Here is a 24114-nt window from a genome sequence, read left to right on the forward strand (position 1 = left end):
CCAACCGGATTGTCGCGCGGCGGCCGGCGGAAGGCTTATTCCTCGGAATCTCGCTCGGTGGCTTCTTGTCCGGGCTCGCGCGGGGATGGCGTGTCGGTCACCGGGGGGTCGGGTTGGGCGGCCTCGCCCGCGGGCGGATCCAGCGCGTCACCCGCCTCCCCAGGGATCGCCTCCTCCTCGTCGGGCGACGGCTCGTCGTCGAAGACGCCCGCGAAGTCGGCCGGCTCCTCGGCCGCCGCGGCCGCTGCGGGCTTGACCTTGGGCCGCCGGGGACGGCGGCTGACCCCGCCGGTCATCACCACCGTGATCCCGCCGACGACCGCGAACCAGAAGAAGACGCCGACGAGCAACGCGCCCTGGTCGACGCCGACGTGCCCGAAGTTACCCAGCTGGCCGCTGCCGGCGTACGCGATCACGGACATCACCAGCGCGCCCACGACCGCGGCGACCAGCAGCTTGGCCGCGGCCGCCAGCAACGGCAGCGCCCGCCGGGCGCACTGCTGCCCGACCGCCACACCCGACGACGCACCGATGATGAGCAGCGCCACCCACACCGGCCCCAGCGGCGGCCTGGGGACCGCGGCCAGCACCGGCACGGCCGGGATGTCACCACCGAACGCGATGAACGAACTGAAGGTCGCGAATCCGATGTGCGCGCTGGAGCCGACGGCCATTGCCGCGGTGCCGACAATCACGTTGGGCGCGTACAGCATTGACAGCACGGTGAGGCTGAACTCGCCGAAGATCGAATCGGTGATGCCGTAGAGCTCCTGCATGGTTGACCAATGCACCACCAGCGACCCGGCCGTCACGAAGCCGGAGAGCCCGAGCAACGCCAATACCCCGGCGGAAGCGGCGCGCAGCGAGTCGCCCAGCCAGAAGGGCAGCGACGCCGCCGCGAGCGCGCGCGGCCCCACCCGGGACCACACCCCGATGCCGGCGCCGGCGGCATGCACCGCGAGCACGCTGAGGAACGCGCGTAGCGCACTGGGCGTTTGCAGCTCGGTGATCACCGAGGATGCGTCGTGGATGACCGCCAAGGCGATCGCCGTCAGGAACAACGGGCCGCCCAGCGCCGAGGCGACGACCCAGCGGACGACCAGCCACGACGAGTAGGGCGTCGTGGCCCGGGCGGTGCTGCGCGCGGTGGCCCAGACCATCAACAGGACCGGCAGCAGCGGCATCACCCCGAGCACGCGACCGCCGATCGAGACCGGTACCTGGTGCACGCCCAGCCACATGCTGGCGATGGCGCCCAGCGCGCCGGTCATGTCGCTGTTGGCGATCAACAACTGGATCAGCGTGACCGCGGCGATGATGACCAACGCCACCACCGCGGGGGCGAACGCGACCCTGACGAGGTCACGCGCCTGGCGAGCGCCCGCTGCCCGGTTGTCCTCCACCCGTGTCACTCTGGGGCACGTCCCCGACTAGGCGCGACAGCGCACGGTTAGGAGGGCGCTGGCCCAGACGGTGACGACGGCGACTGCTGCTCGTGGCCGAACTGCTGGCCCCCACCCTGCTCGGAGAAGTTTGCCGTCGCCGAGGAGTCCGATCCGCCAACGTTGGGCGGGGGGCTGAAGCTGGGGAAGCCGGTGGGCGGCGTGTTCGAGCCGTGCTGCTGCGCGGACGGTTGCGGTCCGGACTGCGGCGAGGGCTGAGCGCCGAAACCGCCGGTCGGAGCGCCGCTCTGGGTGGGCGCCGCGCTCGGCGAATAGCCGCCGTACTGCGAACCGTAGCCCTGCGGCGACTGCTGCTGCCCGCCGTGCTGCTGGCCGCCCGGCTGCTGACCGTAGTAGGGCTGCTGCTGACCGTATTGGCCGTATTGCCCGTACTGGCCATACTGCGCGTACGGGTCGTATTTGGGCCGCGGCGCCGGGGCGGTGATCACCCCGGAGTCCAGCAGGACCACGACGACGGCGGCGATCGCCTGGAGCACGACGGCCGCCACCAGCGGCCACATCGCCCAGCCGATCGAGAAACCGGCGGGCAGGTTGATCGTCTCGGTGATGGCGAGCAAGGCACCCAGCACCGCGATGACCGCGACGACTCCCGCGTAGTTCCTGGCCTTCGGCAGCAGGCCGAGCCCGGCGAGCAGCGCCGCCAGCACGGCAACCACGACCGCGGTGCCGGCGTCACCGGCGCGGCCACCGATGCCCGGGCCGAGGTCGGCGCCGATGGTAAAGGTGGGGCCGAAGTTCAGGAGGTAGGCGGCCAGACCGAGAACCACCACCGCGATGTTCAGGTAGAACGGCAGCTTGCTCGTTCCGTGGTCGTCCTTGGCGAAGGACGGTGTGCCGCCCGCATAGGCGCCGCCGGGTTGCGCCGGTGGATAGCCCGGGCTTCCGGGAGAGTAGGTCATGGCTCCTCCTGTTGCTTCCAGTGCCTTGAACTGCCTAGCGGTCGCCACAGTTGCAGTGCAACGCTGTGCTTCCAGGCGCCTCGCTGCGTTAGCGACGCGGTCGATCACCCACGCTAGCGCACGTGCGGCAGCCCGTGCCGCTGCCACCGGCTTGCTCGGTGACGTCCGCATCGGCGGGCCCGCAACCTGCTCGCGAGACGGTCCGTGTCACGACGGCTTGCCCAGCGGAGGTAGAACACGTTCTAATTCACCCCATGGATTACGGGCTTGTGCTTTTTACCAGCGATCGTGGCATCTCCCCGGCGAAGGCCGCGAAGCTCGCCGACGACCACGGCTTTACGACCTTCTACGTGCCAGAACACACCCACATTCCGGTGAAGCGCGAGGCGGCTCACCCCACCACCGGGGACGAGTCGCTGCCCGACGACCGCTACATGCGGACACTAGACCCCTGGGTGAGCCTGGGCGCGGCGTGCGCGGTCACCTCGCGGGTGCGGCTGTCCACCGCGGTGGCTCTTCCCGTCGAACACGACCCGATCACGTTGGCGAAAAGTATTGCCACCCTTGACCACCTGTCCGGCGGACGGGTCAGCCTGGGCGTCGGGTTCGGCTGGAACACCGACGAACTCGCCGACCACAATGTGCCGCCGGGCCGGCGCCGCACGATGCTGCGCGAGTACCTCGAGGCGATGCGGGCGCTGTGGACCGAAGAAGAAGCCTCCTACGATGGCGAGTTCGTCAAGTTCGGTCCCAGCTGGGCCTGGCCCAAGCCCGTGCAGCCGCACGTCCCGGTGCTGGTCGGCGCGGCGGGCACCGAGAAGAACTTCAAGTGGATCGCCCGCAGCGCCGACGGCTGGATCACCACCCCGCGCGACTTCGACATCGACGAGCCGGTCAAGTTGCTGCAGGACACCTGGGCGGCCGCGGGCCGCGACGGTGCCCCGCAGATCGTGGCGCTGGACTTCAAGCCGGTGCCCGAGAAGCTGGCCAAGTGGGCCGAGCTCGGCGTGACCGAGGTGCTGTTCGGACTGCCGGACAAATCCGAGGACGAGGTCGCCGCCTACGTCGAGCGCTTGGCCGGCAAGCTCGCCGCCCTGGTCTGACCCCAGGCCAGGCGTGTCGCCGAGCCCGTGAACGCCGAGACTTAAACCAGTGCGACGCGTGACGGCGTGTCGGGTGCGTGGTTTATGTGTCGCGACGGCGACAGCCGCTAACGCAGCGACGCGCGGTTACCGTTACCGGTCGACCACACCGAGATATCCGCACCGAGCGGATCGCCGTCGCACATCAACGCGACCAGATCCTCGTCGTCGGTCGTCGCCATGAATCGCGTGTTGTCCGTCTCGAGCCTGCCGACGATGATGCCGGTCCGGACCGGCCAGTCGTAGCGCACGGAGTACGTCTCGATCGTCGCTTCACCGTCGGGCGTTTTGGTGACGTTGACCTTGGGCAGCGCTTCAACCTGCTTGTTCAGCTCCGCACAGTTGTCGGTGCGCCAGTCCACAGGTGTGGTCGAGTAGATGCCGACGGAGTACTTGCTCATGATCCCGCCGTTGGCGCCGACGAGGCCGAACTGCCCTGGCCTGTCCCGCATCTGCGCGACCGTCTCGGCGATAGCGTGCAGGGAGTAGCTGTTGCCGGGGCCGCCGAAGTACGGCAATCCGCCGGTCAAGGTCAGACCGCGCGGGTCGTCGCCGTCGATGCCGAGAGCTTCGCAGATGACGAAGACCGGGAACGGGAAGCAGCTGTACAGATCAAAGGTGGCGATGTCGTCAACGCCAATTCCCGCTAACCGCAACGCTTCTCGGGCCGCGTGGACCGCCGCCGGGCTGGCCCCGAGGTCGACGCGGTCGAGCATCGCCTGCTCGACCATGTCGGAGTGGCCGTGCAGGTAAACCCATTTGTCTTGCGCCACACCGAGGCGGGTCGCGGCTTCCACGGACATCAGCACCGCCGCCGCGCCCTGGTTGACCTGATCTCGGGCGACGAGCAACCGGGGGTATGGGTCACTGATCATCCGGTTGTCGTCGGTGACCGTGATGATCTCCTCGACCGACCGCTCGACCGGCGATGACGAAAACGGGTTCTTGGCAGCCACTTTGGACATTGGGGCGAACAGTTCGGCCATCTCGCGCCGATAGTCGGCCACGCTGCGTCCCAGGCGGGCGCGGCGGGCGTTCTCGAGCAGCCCGTACTGCACCGGCGCCCCGGTCAAACCGTGCTGGATGGTGTATTCGTCGATGTAACTCGAGATCTGGTGACCGCGATCCTCCAGTTGACCCTCGACGTCTTCGGTGAAGTCCGGCTTGTCGTCACGGTTGGCGAAGTAGCGCGCCGTCGACCCCGGCTCCGAGCCCATGATCAGCACCACGTCGGCGTCGCCCGCCACGATGGTGTTGCCCGCCTCCGTGACGAGCTTCTGCGGCCCCTGCCCGCCGACCGGTTCCAGTACCACCCGGGTTGGGTCGCCGCCGAGCCGGTTCATCACCGAGCGCGGGTAGTTGTTCGACTTGCCGAGCGTCGCCGGCATCGGGCCGGAGATCTCGAATTGCCGAAGCCCGAAGACCGTGTCGACGGCGTGTGCAACGCCGTTGGCGCCCGTGTCGGCAAGGGCCGCCTGCGCGGCGGCCGTCGCGAGGTCGACCGCCGACATGCCCCGGTAGTCAGCGTCGTCGATGCGCTCGGTGAACTGGCCGACACCGACGAGCACCGGGGTGCGGGGATGCACCGGCATTACAGGCCTCCTGACAAGTGTTAATTCGTCAGGCTAACCGAAACCTGAAACGTGTTCCAATTTGGCCGCGAACGGCCCTGCTCACAGGCTCTGCAGGATCTCCCGGGCGAGCGCGGCGGTCTCCGACGGCGTCTTGCCGACCTTGACGCCGGCGGCCTCCAAGGCCTCCTTCTTGGCGGCCGCGGTGCCCGACGAGCCCGACACGATGGCGCCAGCGTGGCCCATCGTCTTGCCCTCCGGCGCGGTGAATCCTGCGACGTAACCGACGACCGGCTTGGACACGTTGGCCTTGATGTAGTCGGCCGCCCGCTCCTCGGCGTCACCGCCGATCTCACCGATCATCACGATGACCTTGGTGTCGGGGTCCTTCTCGAAGGCCTCGATGGCGTCGATGTGGGTGGTCCCGATCACCGGGTCACCGCCGATACCGATCGAGGTGGAGAAGCCGAAATCGCGCAGCTCGTACATCATCTGGTAGGTCAGGGTGCCCGACTTGGACACCAGCCCGACCGGACCGGGGCCGCTGATGTTGGCCGGCGTGATGCCGGCCAGCGCCTCGCCCGGGGTGATGATGCCCGGGCAGTTCGGCCCGATGATGCGGGTCTTCTGCCCCTTGTCGACGTTGTAGGCCCACGCATAGGCGCTGTCCTGCACCGGAATTCCCTCGGTGATGACGACCAGCAGCGGGATCTCGGCGTCGATGGCCTCGATGACGGCGTCCTTGGCGAACTTCGGCGGCACGAACACGACCGAGACGTTGGCGCCGGTTTCCTTGATCGCTTCGGCGACGGTGCCGAACACGGGCAGCTCGACGTCCTTGCCGACCGGGTCCACGTGCGACACGGTCGTGCCCGCCTTGCGGGCGTTCACGCCGCCCACCACCTGGGTGCCGGCCTTGAGCATCAGCGCGGTGTGCTTGGTGCCCTCACCGCCGGTGATGCCCTGGACGATGACCTTGGAGTCCTTGTTCAGGAAGATCGACATAGCTTGGTTCCCTTACTTGTTCGCCAGCTCGGCGGCTTTGTCGGCACCGGCGTCCATGGTCTCGGCCTGGATCACCAGCGGGTGGTTGGCTTGGGCCAGGATCCGGCGGCCTTCGTCGACGTTGTTGCCGTCGAGCCGGACCACGAGCGGCTTGTTGGCCTCGTCGCCGAGCATGTTCAGCGCGGTCACGATGCCGTTGGCGACGGCGTCGCAGGATGTGATGCCGCCGAACACGTTCACGAACACGCTCTTGACCTGCTTGTCGTTCAGGATGACGTCGAGGCCCGCGGCCATCACCTCGGCCGACGCGCCACCGCCGATGTCGAGGAAGTTGGCCGGCTTGACCCCGCCGTGCTTCTCGCCCGCGTAGGCGACGACGTCGAGCGTCGACATGACCAGGCCCGCCCCGTTACCGATGATGCCGACGGAGCCGTCCAGCTTGACGTAGTTGAGGTCATGCTCCTTGGCTTTGAGCTCGAGCGGGTCGGTCGCGTCGCGGTCCTCGAACTCGGCGTGGCCCGGCTGACGGAAGTCGGCGTTGGCGTCCAGCGTGACCTTGCCGTCCAGCGCCAGGATCTGGCCTGGGTCGTCCTCACCGCGGGAGGGAGTGCGCACCAGCGGGTTGACCTCGACCAGGGTGGCGTCCTCGGCGACGAAGACCTCCCACAGCTTGTTGATGGTGACCGCGGCGGCGTCCAGCACCTCGGCGGGCAGGTGGCCCTGCTCGGCGATGGACCGCGCGGTCGCCAGGTCGACGCCCTTGACGGCGTCCACCGGAACCTTGGCCAGCCGCTCCGGCTTGGTGGCGGCCACCTCCTCGATTTCCATGCCGCCCTCGACCGAGCACATGGCCAGGTAGGTGCGGTTGGCGCGGTCGAGCAGGAAGGAGATGTAGTACTCCTCGGCGATGTCGCTGGCCTCGGCGACCAGCAGCTTCTTCACCACGTGGCCCTTGATGTCCAGGCCGAGGATGTTCTTGGCGTGCTCGTAGGCGTCCTCGGGCGTCGCCGCGTACTTGACGCCACCCGCCTTGCCGCGCCCGCCGACCTTCACCTGCGCTTTGACCATCACCGGGCGACCGATCTCGGTGGCGATCTCGCGAGCGCCCTCGGCCGTGTCGGTCACGCGTCCCGGCGTAGTCGGTACGTTGTGCTTGGCGAACAATTCTTTTGCTTGATACTCGAAAAGGTCCATGGACTCTCTGTCTTCGCTCGACTCAACTACTAGGCCTCTTGGTGGGCGGTGCCGCACTCGGCAACTCGCACGGACGAACTGTATCCACCCCTCAAATGCCTTTGACCGCCGCGTCCGCCGATGTGGCACAGCTCACGAGCTATGGGTTGACCGTCCGCGTGATCCAAATCACAATTCCGCCCGGATTCTGCGACGAGGTTGCCAGTTCCGCGCGTTAGCGGATACCTTCCTAGGGTCCAGATAACGTTATGGTCACGATACGAGGACATTTCAGGTTGTCCCAGCACCGTTTTGCCCGGCCTTCTGCCGTAACTGAGGGCGTCGTGAGGGTTGGTCGCGCGGCCGGCGCCCGGTGGGCGGAAGCCCCGCACCGCACCGAAGTCACCGAAATCCTCCCGCTCGACGGCTTCGATTTCGACGACTTCGAATTCAGCGACGACGCCGGCGATCTCGGCGACCTGGACTTCAGCAATGACTCGACGTTCGACAACGAAGCACAGGTGCTGCTGGCGCCCGAACTCGACGACCTGCACGACGCGGACGACCTGCGCCCGGCATGGCTGGCGGCGCCCGTCACCGAGGTGCTGCCGCGGGTGGTCATCGAGCCCCGCACCGAGCGGCGCCTCGATCGCCCACACGTCACCGACGTCGTCGGCGTCGCGCGGCGCGGCGGACAGCACCGCAAGCAACCGACCAGCGCGGCCCGGGGCCGCCTGCTGATCTCGGCGATGGCCGCCGGCGCCGCCGCCGCGGCCGCGCACACGGCCACCAGCCACGCCGACACCCCTAAGACCGACGCGGTGCTGACCGCGAACGCCTCCGCGCTCACCGGCGGCGCGGGCGGCAGCAACACCGTCCGCGGCCCCCAGGTGATCGCGGCGGAGCCCGCGGCCACCGCCGCGCTGCACAACCAGGAGCTGGCCAAGGGCGTCGCCTTCGCCAACGACCGCGCTCAGCGCGAGGCCCGGTTGTCCCAACCGCTCTACGTGATGCCGACCAAAGGCATCTTCACTTCCAACTTCGGCTACCGCTGGGGAGTGCTGCACGCCGGCATCGACCTGGCCAACTCGATCGGCACCCCGATCTACGCGGTGTCCGACGGCGTCGTCATCGACGCCGGTCCGGCCGGCGGCTACGGCATGCTGGTCAAGCTGCGCCACGCCGACGGCACGGTCACGCTCTACGGTCACATCAACACCGCGTTGGTCAGCGTCGGTGAGCGCGTGATGGCCGGCGACCAGATCGCCACCATGGGCAATCGGGGCAATTCCACCGGCCCGCACCTGCATTTCGAGGTCCTCCAGGGCGGCACCGAGCGGATCGATCCGGTGCCGTGGCTCGCTAAGCGTGGTCTCAGCGTCGGCAACTACGCTGGCTGAGGTGACCGCGCCGAACGAAGAAAATTCCGGTCCGCGTCCGCCCGAGCCCCCACCGGAGCACGACCCGCCCTCCGACTCACGGACACGGATCATCCGCCGCGCGCCGACCGGTCCCATCCCCACCACGCCGGACACCCCCACCACCCACTTCACCCCGCAGCCGCCGACCTACCGGTCCGGTTTCGGCGCGGCCCGCACGGGTTACGGAGTGCCGGCCATCGAGCCCAGCGATCGGACGGCCGTCGCCGCGTGCGCGGTGAGCATCGTCAGCGGCTGGGCCACGTCGGTGGTGGCCACCGACCTGATCGCCGGCTGGTGGCGAACTGACCGCCTGTTCTGCATCGCGGTCGCCTTCCTGGCCCTGGTCTTCGCCGGCACCACGGTCTCTGGCGTGATCTTGCTGCTGCAGCGCCGATCGATCAGCCGCTACCTGCTGATGGCCGGAGCGCTGGTCGCCGTCCTCACCTACATCGGCGTGTTCATCGCCGGGGCGCGGGTCGCCTGGGTTGTGCATCTGCTGCCCGCATTGCCGATCGCCACGGTCGTGCTCGTGCTGCTGCCGCAAACCAAACGCTGGCTGGACGCCTGACCTCTGCCGAACGTGCACTCCCGGTGAGGATTTCGCCGATTTCTCGCGCTGAGTGCACCCTCGATGCGGAAGCTCGTGATCGCGGCTAGAGCTTGCTGATCGGGGCGTGGTTGTGCATCAGCTTCACCCGTCCCGAGCTGCCGAAGTCGATCAGCGACATGGCCGATTCGCCGACGCCCGACACTTCCTCGACCCGGCCCAGTCCGTACTTGTCGTGCGTCACCCGGTCTCCGGGTTCGAGCACCAGCAGCGGTCGCTTGCTCATCCCCGAACGGGTCGGGGCCGCCCGCGGGATGCCGAACCGGCCGGCGCCGCTCACCGGCGCGCTGAACGACGGGGTGGGTGCCGTGCGCCGCCATTCGATGAGCTCTTGCGGAATCTCTTGCAGGAAGCGCGATTCGGGATTGAGCATGGGCTGCCCCCAGGACGACCGGACGATCGCCCTGCTGACATAGAGGCGTTGGCGGGCCCGGGTGATCCCGACGTAGGCCAGCCGTCGCTCCTCGGAGAGCTCGACCGGATCGTCCAAGGACCGCATGTGGGGGAACATTCCGTCCTCCCAGCCGGTGACGAACACCACCGGAAATTCGAGGCCCTTGGCCGTGTGCAGCGTCATCAGGGTGACCATGCCGGCGCCGTCCTCGGGGATCTCGTCGCTGTCGGAGACCAGCGAGACCCGTTCCAGGAATTCCGCCAGCACGCCGGTGTCCGGCACGTCCTCGTCTTCAGGTGTCTGCAAGGACTCGCCCAGCGCCGCGGCGTTGGCGCGGTCGGTGCTGAATTCGTGTGCCACGCTGACGAGTTCATTGAGGTTGTCCAGGCGCGCCAGCTCCTGGGGATCGGTGGACGATTCCAGCTCCCGGCGATATCCGGTGCGTTCGAGCACCGACTCGACCAGGTCGCCGAGGTCGTCGTCCAGGCGGCCGCGCAGCTCGTCAAGCAGCTCGACGAAACCGGCGATCGCCTTCTCCGCGCGCGAATTCAGCATCGGCACTTTGCCTTCGGCCGCGGCCACCAGCGCGTCGGCGAAACTGGCGCCGGTGTTCTCGGCATACACCGCCACGCACGCCTCGGCGCGATCGCCGATGCCCCGGCGCGGGGTGTTGAGGATGCGCCGCATGCTGACCGCGTCGCCGGGGTTGTCCAGCACCCGCAGGTAGGCGACGATGTCGCGGATCTCCTTGCGCTCGTAAAAGCGCACTCCCCCAACGACTTTGTAGGGTATTCCGGCGCGGATGAACACCTCTTCGAACGACCGCGACGAGTTGTTGGTGCGGTAGAAGATGGCGACATCGTTGTAGGTGATCTCGCCCTTTTCGGCGAGCGCGTCGATCTCCTCGGCGACGAATCGGGCCTCGTCGTGCTCGTTGTCGGCGACATAGCCGACGATCAGCTCGCCGGCGCCTTCGGCGGTCCACAGCCGCTTGTCCCGGCGTCCGGAGTTGCGGGCGATCACCGAGTTCGCGGCGGACAGGATGTTTTGCGTCGAGCGGTAATTCTGTTCCAGCAGAATGGTTGTCGCGTCCGGGTAGTCGCGTTCGAAGTCCTCGATGTTGCGGATGGTGGCGCCGCGGAACGCATAGATCGACTGGTCGGCGTCACCGACCACACACAGTTCCGCCGGTGGAACCTCGTCGGATACCTCGTCACTGCCGGGTTGATTCGGCGGTCCCAGCTTCACCTCGCCTCCGCCGGCCCCCGGGCCAGCTCCGGCGCGCCTCGCTGAACCGCCGCGACCCGCCAATTCGCGCACCAGCACGTACTGCGCGTGGTTGGTGTCCTGGTACTCGTCGACCAGGACGTGGCGGAACCGCCGCCGGTAGTGCTGGGCAATCTGCGGGAAGGCGCGCAGCACCGCCACGGTCTCGCCGATCAGGTCGTCGAAGTCCAGGGCGTTGGCCGCGCGCAACCGCCGCTGGTACTCGCCGTAAACGCTGGCCACCGTGCGGGACAACTCGTCGGAGTCGTCGGTCAGGTTGGCTACCGCCCCGGCGGGGTCGATCAGCTCGTTCTTCAGGTTGGAGATGGCGTTGGCCAGCAGTCGCGGCGAGTAGCGCTTGATGTCGAGCCCCATGTCGCGGCCGATCATCTGCAGCAGCCGCCGCGAGTCGTCGGCGTCGTAGATGGAGAAGTTGGAGTTCAGGCCCTCGATCAACGACGCCTGGTTGCGGAGTATGCGCACGCAGGTCGAGTGGAAGGTGGACACCCACATCGCGCGGGCTCGGTTGCCCACCAGCCGGACCACCCGTTCGCGCATCTCGGCGGCGGCCTTGTTGGTGAAGGTGATGGCCAGCACCTGCCCGACCCCGACCCCGCGTTCGGCGATCAGGTAGGCGATGCGGCGGGTCAACACCGCGGTCTTTCCCGAACCCGCGCCCGCGACGATCAGCAGGGGCGAACCCTCATGCACCACCGCTTGGCGCTGTTGCGGATTGAGACCCTCGAGCAGTTGATCTGCTCCGGAGGCCGGCTTGGCATCTGTTACGTGCACACTCATGTCAGTCCAAACTTACCGCCGCCCACTGACGCATCAGCGCCCCGGGATCAGACCAGGCTAGTGGCCGGACCGGCCGGTGCGGCGTCACGGACGCTACCCGAAATCCGGCGTGTCGGAATGGCGTTTCCGAAGCTGGTTCCATCCGGCCGGCTAATTGCACCGGAGTCCAAAAAGCGCAGCTTAAACGCGATTTTTTGCGTGTTCACGGTTTTTAGTGGCACACTCGATTCGTGCTCAACGTGCAATGTCGGCGACGCTCCTCGGCGCAGGAGTGGCGCCGCCGATTTCCCTACGGGTACCAGTTCGCGGTGCCCGTGGTCTAACTGCTTCCGCAGAGCCCCGTGGTCCGCTTCGGCACTCGGGGCTCGTCTTTTGTGAGGCCCGATACTGCATGAGACCAGAACCCCCACATCACGACAAAGACGCGGAGTCAGCAAAGATGAACATCGAGACGGTGGCGACCGAAGTGCCCACCGATATAGACGAGTTGCGTCACGAGATCGACCGGCTCGACGCCGCGATTCTGGCCGCGGTGCAGCGGCGCACCGAGGTGTCTCAGGCAATCGGCAAGGCCCGGATGGCCTCGGGCGGCACGCGGCTGGTCCATAGCCGCGAGATGAAGGTGATCGAGCGCTACAGCGAACTCGGCCCCGAAGGCAAGGACCTGGCGATTCTGCTGCTGCGCCTGGGCAGGGGCCGGCTCGGTCACTGACCGGGTCGCATCGGCGCGGCGCTACACCTGGCTCCGTCACGTCACAACCCATAGGGTCGAAGCATGACCCGCGTCGGCGACGATGCAGAGCGAAGCGATGAAGAGGAGCGACGCCAATGACCCGCGTCGGCGACGATGCAGAGCGAAGCGATGAAGAGGAGCGACGCCAATGACATCCGTGCACACCCTCCCCGACATCACCGCCACCCCGGCGTGGGACGCCCTGCGCAGGCATCATGAACAGATCGGCCAGACCCATCTGCGTCAGTTCTTCGACGACGATCCCGATCGCGGCCGCGAGCTGACCGTCTCCGTCGGTGACCTCTACATCGATTACAGCAAGCACCGCATCACGCGAGAAACGCTGCGGCTCTTGGTCGATCTGGCGCGCACGGCCAATCTCGAAGAACGGCGCGACCAGATGTTCGCCGGGGTGCACATCAACACCTCCGAGGATCGCGCGGTCCTGCACACCGCGCTGCGGCTGCCCCGGGATGCCGAGCTGACCGTCGACGGCCAGAACGTGGTCGCGGAGGTGCACTCGGTGCTCGACGCCATGGGCGATTTCACCGACCGGTTGCGCAGCGGTGAATGGACGGGGGCTACCGGCAAACGGATCAGCACGGTCGTCAACATCGGCATCGGCGGATCGGACCTCGGCCCGGTGATGGTCTATCAGGCGCTGCGCCACTACGCGGATGCGGGGATCTCGGCGCGTTTCGTATCCAATGTCGACCCTGCCGACCTGATCGCCACTCTGGCCGACTTGGACCCCGCCACAACGCTTTTCATCGTAGCGTCGAAAACGTTCTCGACGCTGGAAACCCTGACCAATGCCACGGCCGCACGCCGCTGGATCACTGACGCCCTCGGGGACGCGGCGGTGGCCCAGCACTTCGTCGCCGTCTCCACCAACAAACGCCTCGTCGACGACTTCGGCATCAACACCGACAACATGTTCGGGTTCTGGGATTGGGTCGGGGGCCGCTACTCGGTGGATTCGGCGATCGGCCTGTCGGTGATGGCCGTCATCGGCCGAGAAGCCTTCGGGGACTTCCTATCCGGGTTCCACATCGTCGACCGGCATTTCAAGACCGCGCCGCTGGAATCCAACGCGCCTGTGCTGCTTGGGCTTATCGGCCTGTGGTACTCCAGTTTCATGGGCGCGCAGTCGCGCGCCGTGCTGCCGTACTCCAATGACCTGGCGCGCTTCGCGGCATACCTGCAACAGCTGACCATGGAATCCAACGGCAAATCGACCCGCGCGGACGGCAGCCCGGTCACCACCGACACCGGTGAAATCTTCTGGGGCGAACCGGGAACCAACGGGCAGCACGCGTTCTACCAGCTGTTGCATCAGGGCACCCGGCTGGTGCCCGCCGACTTCATCGGGTTCAGCCAACCCCTCGACGACCTGCCCACCGCCGAAGGCGACGGCAGCATGCACGACCTGTTGATGAGCAACTTCTTCGCCCAGACCCAGGTGCTGGCGTTCGGCAAGACCGCCGAGGAGATCGCCGCCGAGGGCACCCCCGCCGACATCGTGCCGCACAAGGTGATGCCCGGTAACCGGCCCTCGACCTCGATCCTGGCCAACCGGCTCACCCCGTCGGTGATGGGCCAGCTGATCGCGCTGTATGAGCACCAGGTCTTCACCGAGGGCGTGATCTGGGGGATCGACTCGTTCGACCAGTGGGGCGTGGAGCTGGGTAAAACCCAGGCCAAGGCCCTGCTTCCGGTGATCACCGCGGACGGCTCGCCGGCGCCGCAGTCGGACAGCTCCACCGATGCCCTGGTGCGCCGCTACCGCAGCGAGCGCGGGCGGACCAGCTGAATCAGGCGAACATCTTGGTCAGCTGCGGCGGCAGCACCCGCATCAGTTGCACCAGCGGCGCCCACGGCCACCGCGGCACCACAGCCCGGCCAGGCTCGCGCTCGATGGCACCGACCAGCGCCTTGACACCAGTCTCGTTGTCCACCATCAGCATCGTGCTCCCCGACTTGGCGGTCATCTCCGATTCGATGTAACCGGGCTCGATCACGGTGACCCTGATCGGACCTTTCGAATACTCGGCGCGCAGCGACTCACCCAATGACGTCAGCCCCGCCTTGCTGGCGCAGTAAGCGGCCTTGACGCCCGGGACGCCGGTGTTGCCGAGCACCGACGAAATGAGCACCAGGTGCCCCGATCCGTTCTTGTTGAACATCTCCAGTGCGGCCTCGATCTGCACCAGCGCTGAGACCAGGTTGGTCTCGATGGTGGCCTTGTTCGCCCACAGTTTGCCGGACCCCAGCTTTGCGCCCTTGCCGATGCCGGCGTTGACGACGATGCGGTCGATGCCCCCGAGTTCGTCGCTGAGTTCGGCGAACACCTTGGGGACGGCCTCGTGGTCGTTGACGTCGAGCGCGGCGACGGCGATGTTGATGCCCGGATGCTTTTGCGACAGCTCGGCTTTGAGCTCATCGAGCCGGTCGGTGCGCCGCGCGCACAGGGCGAGGTCGCGGCCCTTGGCGGCGAACGCACGCGCCATGCCGGCGCCCAGGCCGGAGCTGGCACCGGTGATGAGGATCTTCTGGCGAGTCATCGGGGCAGCATATCGACAGGTGTCAAGTCCCGGCCCGGCGACTACTTCAGCAAACGCGACATCCGCCGGTCGGCCAGGATCTTCCCGCCGGTCTGACACGTCGGGCAGTACTGAAAAGACTTGTCCGCGAACGAGACTTCGCGCACGGTGTCCCCGCACACCGGACAGGGCAGCCCGGTGCGGGCGTGCACCCGCAAGCCGGAGCGCTTCTCGCCCTTGAGCGTGGCCGCGCCCTGCCCGACGGATCGGGTCACCGCATCGGTGAGCACCGAAACCATCGCGTCGTGCAGGGTGGCGAGTTGCTGATCGGACAGCTTGCCGGCCGTGGCGAAGGGCGAGATCCGCGCGACGTGCAGGATCTCGTCGCTGTACGCGTTGCCGATCCCGGCGATCACCTTCTGGTCGGTGATGACGGTCTTGATCCGGCCGGTGTTGCCGGCCAATAGATCGGCCAGCGCGTCGGCGTCCAGATCCAACGCGTCCGGGCCCAGCGCGGCGATGCCGGGGACCTGAGCCGGGTCGTCGACCAGCCACACCGCCAGCCGCTTTTGGGTGCCGGCCTCGGTGAGGTCGAAACCGGGCGCCTCGCCGGGCGTGCCCAGGTGCACCCGCAGCGCGATCGGGCCCTTGCCGGGCCGCAGCGGCGCGGCGCCCAGCTTGTCCGACCAACGCAGCCAGCCGGCACGCGACAGATGCGCGATCAAGAAGAGGTTGTCGGTGCGCAGCCCGAGGTACTTGCCCCACCGCTCGGCCCCGGCGACGGTCTGGCCGTGCAGCGCGCTGATCGGCGGGTCGAAGGTCTTGAGCACGGACAGGGCGGCGATGTCGACCCGGCCGATCGGCAGGCCGACGGCGTGGCGCCGCAGGTGGTCGACCAGCGCTTCGATCTCGGGTAGTTCGGGCACGGTTTCAGTGTGCCGGTCGCAGCAAATAGGTGTCCATGATCCAGCCGTGCCGGGCGCGGGCTTCGGCTCGCAGCGAAACGATGCGCGGCCCCACCTCGCCCACCGTGCCCGCGATGAGCAGTTCATCGTCGGTGCCGAGGTAGGCGCCCCACCAGATCTGCGTGTCGGGCGGGCAGACCTGAAACGAGCAGTCGCCGTCGAGCATCACCACGGCCGATGCCGAAGACGGCCCGTAGGTGCGCAGTTGCCTGCCCGTGGTGATCAGCACGGGTTCGCCTACCTCGTTGAGCGGGATGCGGTGGCGTGCCGTCAGCGCCTGCACGGCGGTGATCCCCGGAATGACGTCGAACGTGAAGTCGACGCGCGCGGCCACCGCGTCGAGGATGCGCAGGGTGCTGTCGTAGAGCGACGGATCGCCCCAGGCCAAAAACCCGCCGACGCCGTGCGGACCGAGTTCGGCGGCGATCGCATCGGCCCAGATCTGCGCGCGGGCGGCGTGCCACTGAGCAACCGCGCCCCGGTAGTCGGCATCGTCTGCCCGCTTGGGGTCGACCAGCTCGACGAACCGGTAGCCCGGCTCGCGGATGAACCGGTCGCAGACCTCGCGTCGCAGCGCCACCAGGTCGCTCTTCTGTTCGCCCTTGTCCATCGCGAAGAAGACCTGTGTGGCGTTGAGCGCCTTGATCGCCTGCACGGTCACGTAATCGGGGTCGCCGGCCCCGATGCCGATGACATGAATGTGCCGGCCCAACGCGTCGCCTCCTGATGCTCGTTGCCCGTCAGATTGCCGAATCGCAACCTTCAACATCTAGCCGGGACCCCAAGTACCCAGTACCATGGGTACCGTCTGAAGCACCCAATGGAGGGAGCGGCGTATGACGTCAGCGGTGAAGCCCCCAGGGCCGAGTCGTGAAGACTTCTCGGACCGGTTGCTGAAGGGCTCGGTCAAGAAGTCCTACGAACCCGTCGTCGACATCGATTGGGACGCACCGCTGGATCCGGACAAGTTCTATCTGCCGCCCCGGCTGGTGTCGCTCTACGGCACCCCCATGTGGGACGAGATGTCCCGCGAACAACAAATCGAGCTGTCCCGCCAGGAATTGGTCAACACGCTCTCGGCCGGGATCTGGTTCGAGAACATGCTCAACCAGGCGCTGCTGCGCACCATCCTGCATGAAGACCCGACCAGCAGGTCGACGCACTACAAGCTGACCGAACTGGGCGACGAGACCCGCCACATGGTGATGTTCGGCAAGGCCATCGAACGCATCGGGGCAAAGCCGGTGCGCCCCAAGCTGTTTCACCGAATGATCATCAATGCGCTGCCGTTGGCGTTTCAGCGCGGCTCGATGCTCTGGGTGGCCGCCCTGATCGGTGAGGAGATCTTCGACTCGCTGCAGCGGCAGATGATGGACGACCCGGAACTGCAGCCAATCATCCAGCGCCTCATGCGGATTCACGTCACCGAAGAGGCACGCCACATCCAGTTCGCGCGCGACGGCGCCCGTAAGCGCGTCGTCGAGATGCCCCGGTTCAACCGTTGGTTCATGGCCAACATCAATGGGTTGGGCGGATACTTCTTCAACTACCTGTTCAGCAATCCGGTCCCGTACGCACGGGCGGGCCTAGACCCCAAGCGGGCCCGAAAGGTCGCGCGCACCAGCCCACATCGCCGCGACACCCAGGTGGCCGGCTTCGCTCCGCTGGCGGCGTTTCTGACCGAGGTGGGCCTGCTGGGGCCGATCGCGCGCCGCGGTTGGAAGCGCAGCAGGTTTCTGTGACGGCTCAGCATCCGCTGGTCGTCATCGGTCCGGACGCCGGCGTCCGCTCCGTTTTGCAGTCCGCCGGCGTGACCGACGTCGCGACGCTGGACGTCCCGGTCCCGCGTTGCGTGTTCGACGAGGGCACCGACACCTGGACGCTACACACCGACGGCGGCCGCGTCGTCCGGGCGCACGTCGTCGTCGACGCACACCGCCGGCCCGGCACCCCGTGGATACCGAAGTTTCCTGGAGACAAGACCTTTCGCGGTGCGACATTTCACGCCGCGGCATGGGACCGCGGATTCGATCCGTCCGGCAAGCACATCGCGGCGATCGGCACCGACGCCGCGGCGGCCCATCACCTCGAGCGACTGACTCGGGCGGCAGCTTCTGTTACCGTGTTCGCCCACGCACCACGTCGGGTGGTGGCCGACATCCCGGCATGGTCCACCCGCGCCAAACGCTGGCTGCGCAGCCGCGCCCGGCCCGCCGCCACGCGGCCGCTGCTGACGATCGCCGCGTCGGCGATCGAGGCGGTCACCGCAGCGGGCGTGCGCACCGCCGACGGCGTCGAGCACCGCGTCGACGCCATCGTCTATGGCACCGGCTTCTTCATCCCCGAGGACGCCGCCGACGACGGCTTGATCGGCGCGGGCGGCCTCACCCTGCGGCGGGCCTGGCACGACGGGATGGAGCCGTTCTGTGGGGTGGCGGTCCGCGGATTCCCGAACTACTTCGTCATCACCGGACCCGATCGGGACGCCCAGGCGCGCTACGTCGTCGAGTGCCTGAAAGTCATGGCGCGCACCGCCAGCGCCCGCATCGAGGTGCGGGCCAGCAGCCAGCGGGTGTTCAACGAGCGGGCCCAGTTGCGACCGGCCGAGCCGCCCCCGGTGGCATCCGCCTTCGAACTGTCGGCCACCGCGCCCGCCGGCGACAACACCTACAGCGGAGCCGCCACCCTAGAAATCGGTGGCGCCCGCCATCCGGTACAGGTCCGGCTGACCGGCCATCTGGACCCGCTCGACGGCCGCTATCACTGGCAGGGAACCGTCTTCGATTCGGCGGCCGGACCGTTGTCGGACGACCTCTTCAAGCAAGTGCGGACCGGCACACTGACCATCGGTCGGCGCAGCGCGCCGGCACGCATCGTCGAACAGACACCGTGGGGAACGCACTCGGTCGCCGGGGTGGGCGCTCCGCCCTACGCACTGAGCAACCGCTGAGCCCCGCTCGGGGGCCGCCGCGGCCGCCGAAACCGGTGCCTTTGCGCTGGTTAATGCACGTTTGTTGAACGTACCCAAAAGTTTGGCGGCGCTCAGCGCGTGGTAACCCCGGGGAAGCGCGTGCTGGGCGACGGACTCCACAGCACGCTGGGGCGATAAAAGTCGAACGCCCCAGCGGGTGGGGAGGGGAACACATGATGCCTTCACTGCGGGTTTGCGGCACAGATTCGGGCGAATCCCGATCGCCTGTGGTTTCTGCCTGCGTAGTCGCCGACGAGTTGCGAAGTAGACTTTTGCCCCTGAGAGCGGATACTCAAGCAGTCGGCCCGGCAGAATGCGAGGAGCGGTAAATGGAACCGGACGCCAGGACCGAGCTGGGATGAGCCCCGTGGCCGTTGCGATGCGAACGGATGACTCGGTCGCCGTTCTGACCGTCGACGGTGAGCTGGATGCCGCCAACGCCACCACTGTGCTCGAGCGAATTCTCAAGGCCACGTTGGACGACGCCGCCGCCGTGATCGTCAACGTCTCCGGCCTCAAGGCGCACACCGAATCAGCATGGTCGACCTTCATGGGCGCCTACTGGCAGGTTGGCAGCGCTCCCCACGTTCCGATCGTGTTGGTCTGCACCGACCGGGCGACCCGCGAGGCGATCAGCAATAGCGGGATCACCCACTTCATGCCGGTCTATCCGAGCGAAAAGGCGGCAATGAAGGCGCTCGGCCAGAACAGCCGCCGCCCGGTGCGGCGCGCCGATGTCCAGCTGCCCGCCGACCTGACCAGCCTGCGCGAGTCACGGCGCATGGTCCGCGAGTGGCTCACCACGTGGTCGCAATCGAAACTCATTCCGGTGGCCCTGGTGGTGGTCAACGTTTTCGTGGAGAACGTGCTCGAGCACACCGCGAGCGTTCCGGCGGTGCGCATCGAAGCGCAGGGCACCACCGCGACCATCGCGGTGTCCGACGCCAGCGACGCGCCCGCGGTGCGGCTGCCGTCGCCGCCGAAGGGCATCGACGTGTCCGGGCTGGCGATCGTCGAAGCGTTGTCGCGCGCGTGGGGCAGCACGCCCACCCCGTCCGGCAAGACGGTGTGGGCGGTCATCGGCCCCGAGAACCAGCTGTAATCCGAAACCGTCCCTCGACGGCGCCCCCGTTCCCGTCGCGCCCAGCTGCCGGTTGTGCTGAAACTAGAACACGTTCTAATGTCGAGGGACGACCCCTCCAGGAAGGCAGATGACGTGCGGTTTACCTATGCAGAGGCGATGACTGACTTTAGGTACTACATCCCGCTGGCCAAGGCAGCCGAGGCGGCTGGCTACGACGCCATGACGATCGCCGACAGCATCGCCTATCCCTTCGAATCCGACTCGAAGTACCCCTACACCCCGGACGGCAACCGCGAGTTCCTGGACGGCAAGGAGTTCATCGAAACCTTCGTGCTGACATCGGCATTGGGCGCGGTGACCACCAAGCTGCGGTTCAACTTCTTCGTCCTCAAGCTGCCCATCCGCCCACCGGCGTTGGTGGCCAAGCAGATTGGCTCGCTGGCGGCGATGACCGACAACCGAGTGGGTTTCGGCGTCGGCACCAGCCCATGGCCCGAGGACTACGAGCTGCTGGGTGTCCCGTTCGCCAGGCGCGGTAAGCGGATGGACGAATGCATCGAGATCATCCAGGGCCTCACCACCGGTGAGTATTTCGAGTTCCACGGCGAGTTCTACGACATCCCCAAGACCAAGATGACGCCCGCCCCGACCAAGCCCGTGCCGATCCTGATCGGCGGGCACGCCGACGCGGCCCTGCGGCGCGCCGCGCGCCTGGACGGCTGGATGCACGGCGGCGGTGACCCCGAGGAGCTCGATCACCTATTGGCCAAGCTCAAAAAGTTCCGCGAAGAGGCCGGCAAGACGGGGCCGTTCGAGATCCACGTCATCTCGGCCGACGCCTACACCGCGGACGGCATCAAGCGGCTCGAGGACAAGGGCGTCACCGACGTCATCGTCGGCTTCCGCATCCCCTACATCAAGGGCAAGGACACCGAGCCGCTGGACAGCAAGATCCGCAACCTGGAGATGTTCGCCGAGAACGTGATCGCGAAACTCTAGAATTCACAACGAATCCCATTTCGGGGCGCGCTTCTCTCGGTGCGCCAAGGCGGCCTCGACCGGGTTGTTGGTGAAGCCGCTGAGGATCTGGGTGCGGTTCTCGATCTCGATGGCATGGCGCAGGCTGGGCGCATCGAGCGCGGCGTTGAGCCCAATCTTGGTCTGCCACACCCCATAAGCGTTGTTCTCGGCGATCGAACGGGCCAGCTTGAGCGCGGCGGGCAGCAGCTCGTCGGGGGCGACGACCTCGTGCACCAGCTTGATGCGATAGGCCTCGACCGCATCGATGATGCGGCCGGTGAGCATGAGTTCGCGGGCCACGCCGGCGCCGACGATCTTCGGTAACAGGTAGCTGGTGCCCATGTCCATCGACGAGAAGCCCGCCTTGATGAACACCGAACCGAACCGGGCCTGCTCGGAGGCGACCCGGACGTCGCAGACCAACGAGAACGCCAGGCCGCCACCGACGGCGACACCGTTCACCGCTCCGATCACCGGAATGTCCATCTCGTAGATCCGGGTGTACAGGTTGGCCAACCGAACCTGCGCGTCGTAGTTCACCTTGAACGCCGGGGTGGTCGGCTTGTTCTGCGTCCACGGCTGGCCGGTGCCGCTCAGGTCGGCGCCGGCGCAAAAGCCGCGCCCGGCACCGGTCAGGATCGCCACCCGGAACTCGCCCTCGTCGAGAACGTCGAGCGCCTTGTCCACGCCGTCGATCAACGACCCGTCGATGGCGTTGAGGCGCTCGGGCCGGTTCAGGGTGATGCAGGCGATGTTGTCTTCGAGAGCTTCCAGTGTCACTGCGGGCATAGGGGAACCGTAGGCGACGTGCCTGTTCACCGATGAGGCATACCGTGGTTTTGCCACCACACCGAAGGAGAAGCCATGGCACGAACCGAAGGCGACAGCTGGGACCTGGCCAGCAGCGTTGGCGCCACCGCCACCATGGTGGCCGCCGCCCGCGCGGCCGCCACCAAACGTCCTCAACCGGTCATCACCGATGAGTTCGCCGAGCCGCTGGTGCGTGCCGTCGGGCTGGACGTCTTCACCAAGCTGGCCAGCGGCGAACTCGATTCGGCCGACATCGAAGAGGGCGTCGCCTTCTCGCGAATGGTGGACACCTTCGCGGCTCGGGGCCGGTTCTACGACGACTACTTCGCCGCCGCCGGGCAGGCCGGGCTGCGTCAGGTGGTGATCGTGGCGTCCGGGCTGGATTCGCGGGCCTACCGGCTGCGGTGGCCGGCCGGGACGACGGTGTACGAGATCGATCAGCCGGAGGTGATCGCGTTCAAGACGGCGACGCTGGCCGAGATCGGCGCGGCCCCCACCGCCGAACTCCGCACCGTGGGCATCGATTTGCGCGAGGACTGGCCGGCGGCTTTGCAGGAGGCCGGCTTTGACCCGGATCAGCCGACGGCGTGGCTGGCCGAGGGAGTGCTGATCGGATTCCTTCCGCCCGAAGCCGAAGTGCGGTTGCTGAACGCCATCATTCCGTTGTCCAGCGAGGGCAGCCGGTTCGCCGCCGATTTCGGGACCGTCGCCCCGCCGACGCCGGAGGGCCAGGAGCAGGCGCAGCGCATGACCGAGGGGTGGCGGAGGCAGGGGCTCGAGCTGGACATCGCCGGCCTGGCCTACCCCGGCGAGCACACCGACGTCGCCGCACACCTGGCCGCAAACGGGTGGGATACCACCACGTTTCGGCTCACCGACCTGTTCGCCGCCGCGGGTCTGCCGGAACTGGGACCCGCCGGGCAGCAGGTGCCCGCCACCACGATCAGCTTCGTCAGGGCCGTGCGGCGCTAGCCGGCGCGGTGCATCACGCCGACCGCTTCGCCAGCCATTCGGCCTGCATCACCAGCAGGGCCATGATCTCCAAATGCGGTGTCTGCGCGTCGAGTTCGCGGTATCGCTGGTAGACGTTGACGACGACGCGCTCAGCGTCCAACCAGGTCGCGTACTCGCCGAGGTCGATGGTGTCGGCGGCCTCGGCCCACGACAGGCCCCGGCGGTATGCGGCCTCGGCCTGTTCGGCGACGTGCACGAGATAGTCACGCACCGCACGGATTCCATCCGGGTCTGTGACCGGGCCGTGGCCGGGCACCACCGTGGCAGCGTCCAGCGCGACCATCGCGTCGCACGCCGCGACCCAGTTGGCGATCGGGCCGGCCCACACGATGGGCGTGCAGCCGATGAACAACAGGTCGCCGCCGAACAGCACGCCGGCGTCGGGGACATGCACCACCGAGTCGGCGGCGGTGTGCGCGGGACCCAGGTTCAGCACGTCGATCCGGCGTCCACCCACCTCGATCGACAGGTTCCGTTCGAAGGTCTGGTCGGCGTTGCGCAGCGTGATGTTGCTGAAGTCGAAGTGCCCGAAGCGTTCCCGCGTGTACGGCGTTGCCACCGGCCCGAGGTTGGCGGTCTGCGCCATAGCCAGCATCTCGGGGGCCATGCCGTGCTCGATCTCCTCGGCGGTGCCGCGGGCGGCGATGATGCGCACCGACGCGTCGAGCAGCTGATTGCCGTGGGTGTGGTCGCCGTTGGAGTGGGTGATCACCGCGTCGGTGATCGGCGCCGGCCCGGTGATGGGCCGCATGGCGGCGAGCATCTCGCGGGTCAGCGCCAGGTCGAACAGGGTGTCCACCAACAGCGACGCACCGTCGCCGGCGATCAGCCCGGCGTTGCTCCACCCGTAACCGCCGTCGGGCAGCGTCCATGCCCACACCCGGTCGCCGACCTGATGCAGCCCGCGGGTGTAGGGCACCTTTGCCGGCGCGCGGTTGACCCGGGCCGGGGCAGGTGCGGCGTCGGGGTTGGGCCGGGGGGCCAGATGGTGCGGCGCGCCGCTGGCGCGGACAGTTTGCCGAGTCTCCCCCAAGCCCTGGACCCGAAGCGTGACGACGTCGCCGTCGTGCAGCCAGCCCGGAAACGCTTCCAGCGCAGCGGGATTGAGGTGCTCGACCAGCGTGCAGGTGGGCACCGTCCCGGAGCCGATGACGTCACCGGAATTCAGCGTGACGCCCCGCGAGGCGTACGAGATGACCTCGCCGAAGGTCCAGTCCATCTGGGCCGTCGATCCG

General features: G+C 67.6%; 21 protein-coding genes and 1 pseudogene. 10 read left to right on the forward strand and 12 right to left on the reverse strand.

Going from position 1 to position 24114, the window contains the following annotated elements; all coding sequences use genetic code 11:
• Nucleotides 1-35: 35 nt before the first annotated feature.
• On the reverse strand, nucleotides 36-1403 hold the full coding sequence (locus tag A5659_RS26005; RefSeq protein WP_067185282.1) for a DUF6350 family protein: 1368 nt from the start codon (nucleotides 1401-1403) through the stop codon (nucleotides 36-38).
• A gap of 47 nt (nucleotides 1404-1450) precedes the next feature.
• A complete protein-coding gene (locus tag A5659_RS26010; RefSeq protein WP_066877835.1) occupies nucleotides 1451-2362 on the reverse strand; it encodes a DUF5336 domain-containing protein in 912 nt (303 codons plus the stop codon).
• Nucleotides 2363-2616: 254 nt separating this feature from the next.
• Between A5659_RS26010 and A5659_RS26015 the strand changes: the two genes are divergently transcribed.
• Nucleotides 2617-3465, forward strand: a complete 849-nt coding sequence (locus A5659_RS26015; RefSeq protein ID WP_066866696.1) for an LLM class F420-dependent oxidoreductase — start codon at nucleotides 2617-2619, stop codon at nucleotides 3463-3465.
• 107 nt (nucleotides 3466-3572) lie between these two features.
• Here A5659_RS26015 and A5659_RS26020 read toward each other — a convergent pair whose 3' ends face one another.
• From A5659_RS26020 to sucC, 3 genes are all read right to left on the reverse strand, one after another.
• Nucleotides 3573-5096, reverse strand: coding sequence for an acetyl-CoA acetyltransferase (locus A5659_RS26020; RefSeq protein WP_067185285.1), 1524 nt, complete (start codon nucleotides 5094-5096; stop codon nucleotides 3573-3575).
• An 81-nt stretch (nucleotides 5097-5177) separates the two neighbouring features.
• Entirely contained in the window at nucleotides 5178-6080 is a 903-nt protein-coding gene (gene sucD / locus A5659_RS26025; RefSeq protein WP_066877837.1) for a succinate--CoA ligase subunit alpha, read from the reverse strand.
• Between the two features lie 12 nt (nucleotides 6081-6092).
• Nucleotides 6093-7274, reverse strand: a complete 1182-nt coding sequence (gene sucC / locus A5659_RS26030) for an ADP-forming succinate--CoA ligase subunit beta (RefSeq protein WP_066877839.1) — start codon at nucleotides 7272-7274, stop codon at nucleotides 6093-6095.
• Nucleotides 7275-7597: 323 nt separating this feature from the next.
• Between sucC and A5659_RS26035 the strand changes: the two genes are divergently transcribed.
• Both A5659_RS26035 and A5659_RS28315 read left to right on the forward strand, forming a co-directional pair.
• Complete coding sequence (locus A5659_RS26035) at nucleotides 7598-8653, forward strand: M23 family metallopeptidase (protein ID WP_082976189.1); 1056 nt, start codon at nucleotides 7598-7600, stop codon at nucleotides 8651-8653.
• 1 nt (nucleotide 8654) lies between these two features.
• Nucleotides 8655-9242, forward strand: a complete 588-nt coding sequence (locus A5659_RS28315) for a hypothetical protein (RefSeq protein WP_197498224.1) — start codon at nucleotides 8655-8657, stop codon at nucleotides 9240-9242.
• An 85-nt stretch (nucleotides 9243-9327) separates the two neighbouring features.
• On the opposite strand, the gene pcrA is transcribed toward A5659_RS28315, so the two are convergent.
• Complete coding sequence (gene pcrA / locus A5659_RS26045) at nucleotides 9328-11739, reverse strand: DNA helicase PcrA (RefSeq protein WP_067185291.1); 2412 nt, start codon at nucleotides 11737-11739, stop codon at nucleotides 9328-9330.
• 391 nt (nucleotides 11740-12130) lie between these two features.
• Between pcrA and A5659_RS26050 the strand changes: the two genes are divergently transcribed.
• Together A5659_RS26050 and pgi are read left to right on the forward strand one after the other, a co-directional pair.
• Nucleotides 12131-12451, forward strand: coding sequence for a chorismate mutase (locus A5659_RS26050; RefSeq protein WP_082976190.1), 321 nt, complete (start codon nucleotides 12131-12133; stop codon nucleotides 12449-12451).
• Between the two features lie 169 nt (nucleotides 12452-12620).
• On the forward strand, nucleotides 12621-14285 hold the full coding sequence (gene pgi, locus A5659_RS26055; RefSeq protein ID WP_066866707.1) for a glucose-6-phosphate isomerase: 1665 nt from the start codon (nucleotides 12621-12623) through the stop codon (nucleotides 14283-14285).
• Nucleotide 14286: 1 nt separating this feature from the next.
• On the opposite strand, the gene A5659_RS26060 is transcribed toward pgi, so the two are convergent.
• The 4 genes and pseudogenes from A5659_RS26060 to cobF form a co-directional block, all read right to left on the reverse strand.
• Nucleotides 14287-15036: an SDR family oxidoreductase gene (locus A5659_RS26060; RefSeq protein ID WP_067142503.1), complete on the reverse strand. Its 750-nt coding sequence runs from the start codon at nucleotides 15034-15036 to the stop codon at nucleotides 14287-14289.
• A gap of 41 nt (nucleotides 15037-15077) precedes the next feature.
• Nucleotides 15078-15536 carry a zinc finger domain-containing protein gene (locus A5659_RS28790; protein WP_231998020.1) on the reverse strand — a complete coding sequence of 153 codons (459 nt, stop codon included), beginning with the start codon at nucleotides 15534-15536 and terminating at the stop codon, nucleotides 15078-15080.
• Nucleotides 15537-15698: 162 nt separating this feature from the next.
• A pseudogene (locus A5659_RS28795) lies at nucleotides 15699-15941 on the reverse strand (DNA-formamidopyrimidine glycosylase family protein); the annotation flags it as partial.
• 4 nt (nucleotides 15942-15945) lie between these two features.
• Nucleotides 15946-16692 (reverse strand): precorrin-6A synthase (deacetylating), encoded by a 747-nt coding sequence (gene cobF / locus A5659_RS26070; RefSeq protein ID WP_067185293.1) that lies wholly within the window; start codon nucleotides 16690-16692, stop codon nucleotides 15946-15948.
• A gap of 124 nt (nucleotides 16693-16816) precedes the next feature.
• Here cobF and A5659_RS26075 point away from each other — a divergent pair, with 124 nt between their 5' ends.
• The 4 genes from A5659_RS26075 to A5659_RS26090 all read left to right on the forward strand — a co-directional run bounded on the left by A5659_RS26075 (nucleotide 16817) and on the right by A5659_RS26090 (nucleotide 21034).
• Nucleotides 16817-17722, forward strand: a complete 906-nt coding sequence (locus tag A5659_RS26075) for a diiron oxygenase (protein WP_066866715.1) — start codon at nucleotides 16817-16819, stop codon at nucleotides 17720-17722.
• 215 nt (nucleotides 17723-17937) lie between these two features.
• Nucleotides 17938-18930, forward strand: coding sequence for a DUF4873 domain-containing protein (locus A5659_RS26080; protein ID WP_231998021.1), 993 nt, complete (start codon nucleotides 17938-17940; stop codon nucleotides 18928-18930).
• A gap of 379 nt (nucleotides 18931-19309) precedes the next feature.
• Complete coding sequence (locus tag A5659_RS26085) at nucleotides 19310-20053, forward strand: STAS domain-containing protein (protein WP_066866716.1); 744 nt, start codon at nucleotides 19310-19312, stop codon at nucleotides 20051-20053.
• A 114-nt stretch (nucleotides 20054-20167) separates the two neighbouring features.
• Nucleotides 20168-21034, forward strand: coding sequence for an LLM class flavin-dependent oxidoreductase (locus A5659_RS26090; protein WP_066866718.1), 867 nt, complete (start codon nucleotides 20168-20170; stop codon nucleotides 21032-21034).
• A 3-nt stretch (nucleotides 21035-21037) separates the two neighbouring features.
• Here the strand turns inward: A5659_RS26090 and A5659_RS26095 are convergent, their stop codons facing one another.
• Entirely contained in the window at nucleotides 21038-21844 is an 807-nt protein-coding gene (locus tag A5659_RS26095) for an enoyl-CoA hydratase/isomerase family protein (RefSeq protein WP_067185296.1), read from the reverse strand.
• Between the two features lie 75 nt (nucleotides 21845-21919).
• Here A5659_RS26095 and A5659_RS26100 point away from each other — a divergent pair, with 75 nt between their 5' ends.
• A complete protein-coding gene (locus A5659_RS26100) occupies nucleotides 21920-22837 on the forward strand; it encodes an SAM-dependent methyltransferase (protein ID WP_066866721.1) in 918 nt (305 codons plus the stop codon).
• Between the two features lie 13 nt (nucleotides 22838-22850).
• Here A5659_RS26100 and A5659_RS26105 read toward each other — a convergent pair.
• A partial coding sequence (locus A5659_RS26105) for an MBL fold metallo-hydrolase (protein WP_156749377.1) occupies nucleotides 22851-24114 on the reverse strand: 1264 nt, incomplete at its 5' end.

The organism is Mycobacterium sp. 1165196.3, from assembly GCF_001673415.1.
GTDB classification, from domain to species: Bacteria; Actinomycetota; Actinomycetes; order Mycobacteriales; family Mycobacteriaceae; genus Mycobacterium; species Mycobacterium europaeum_A.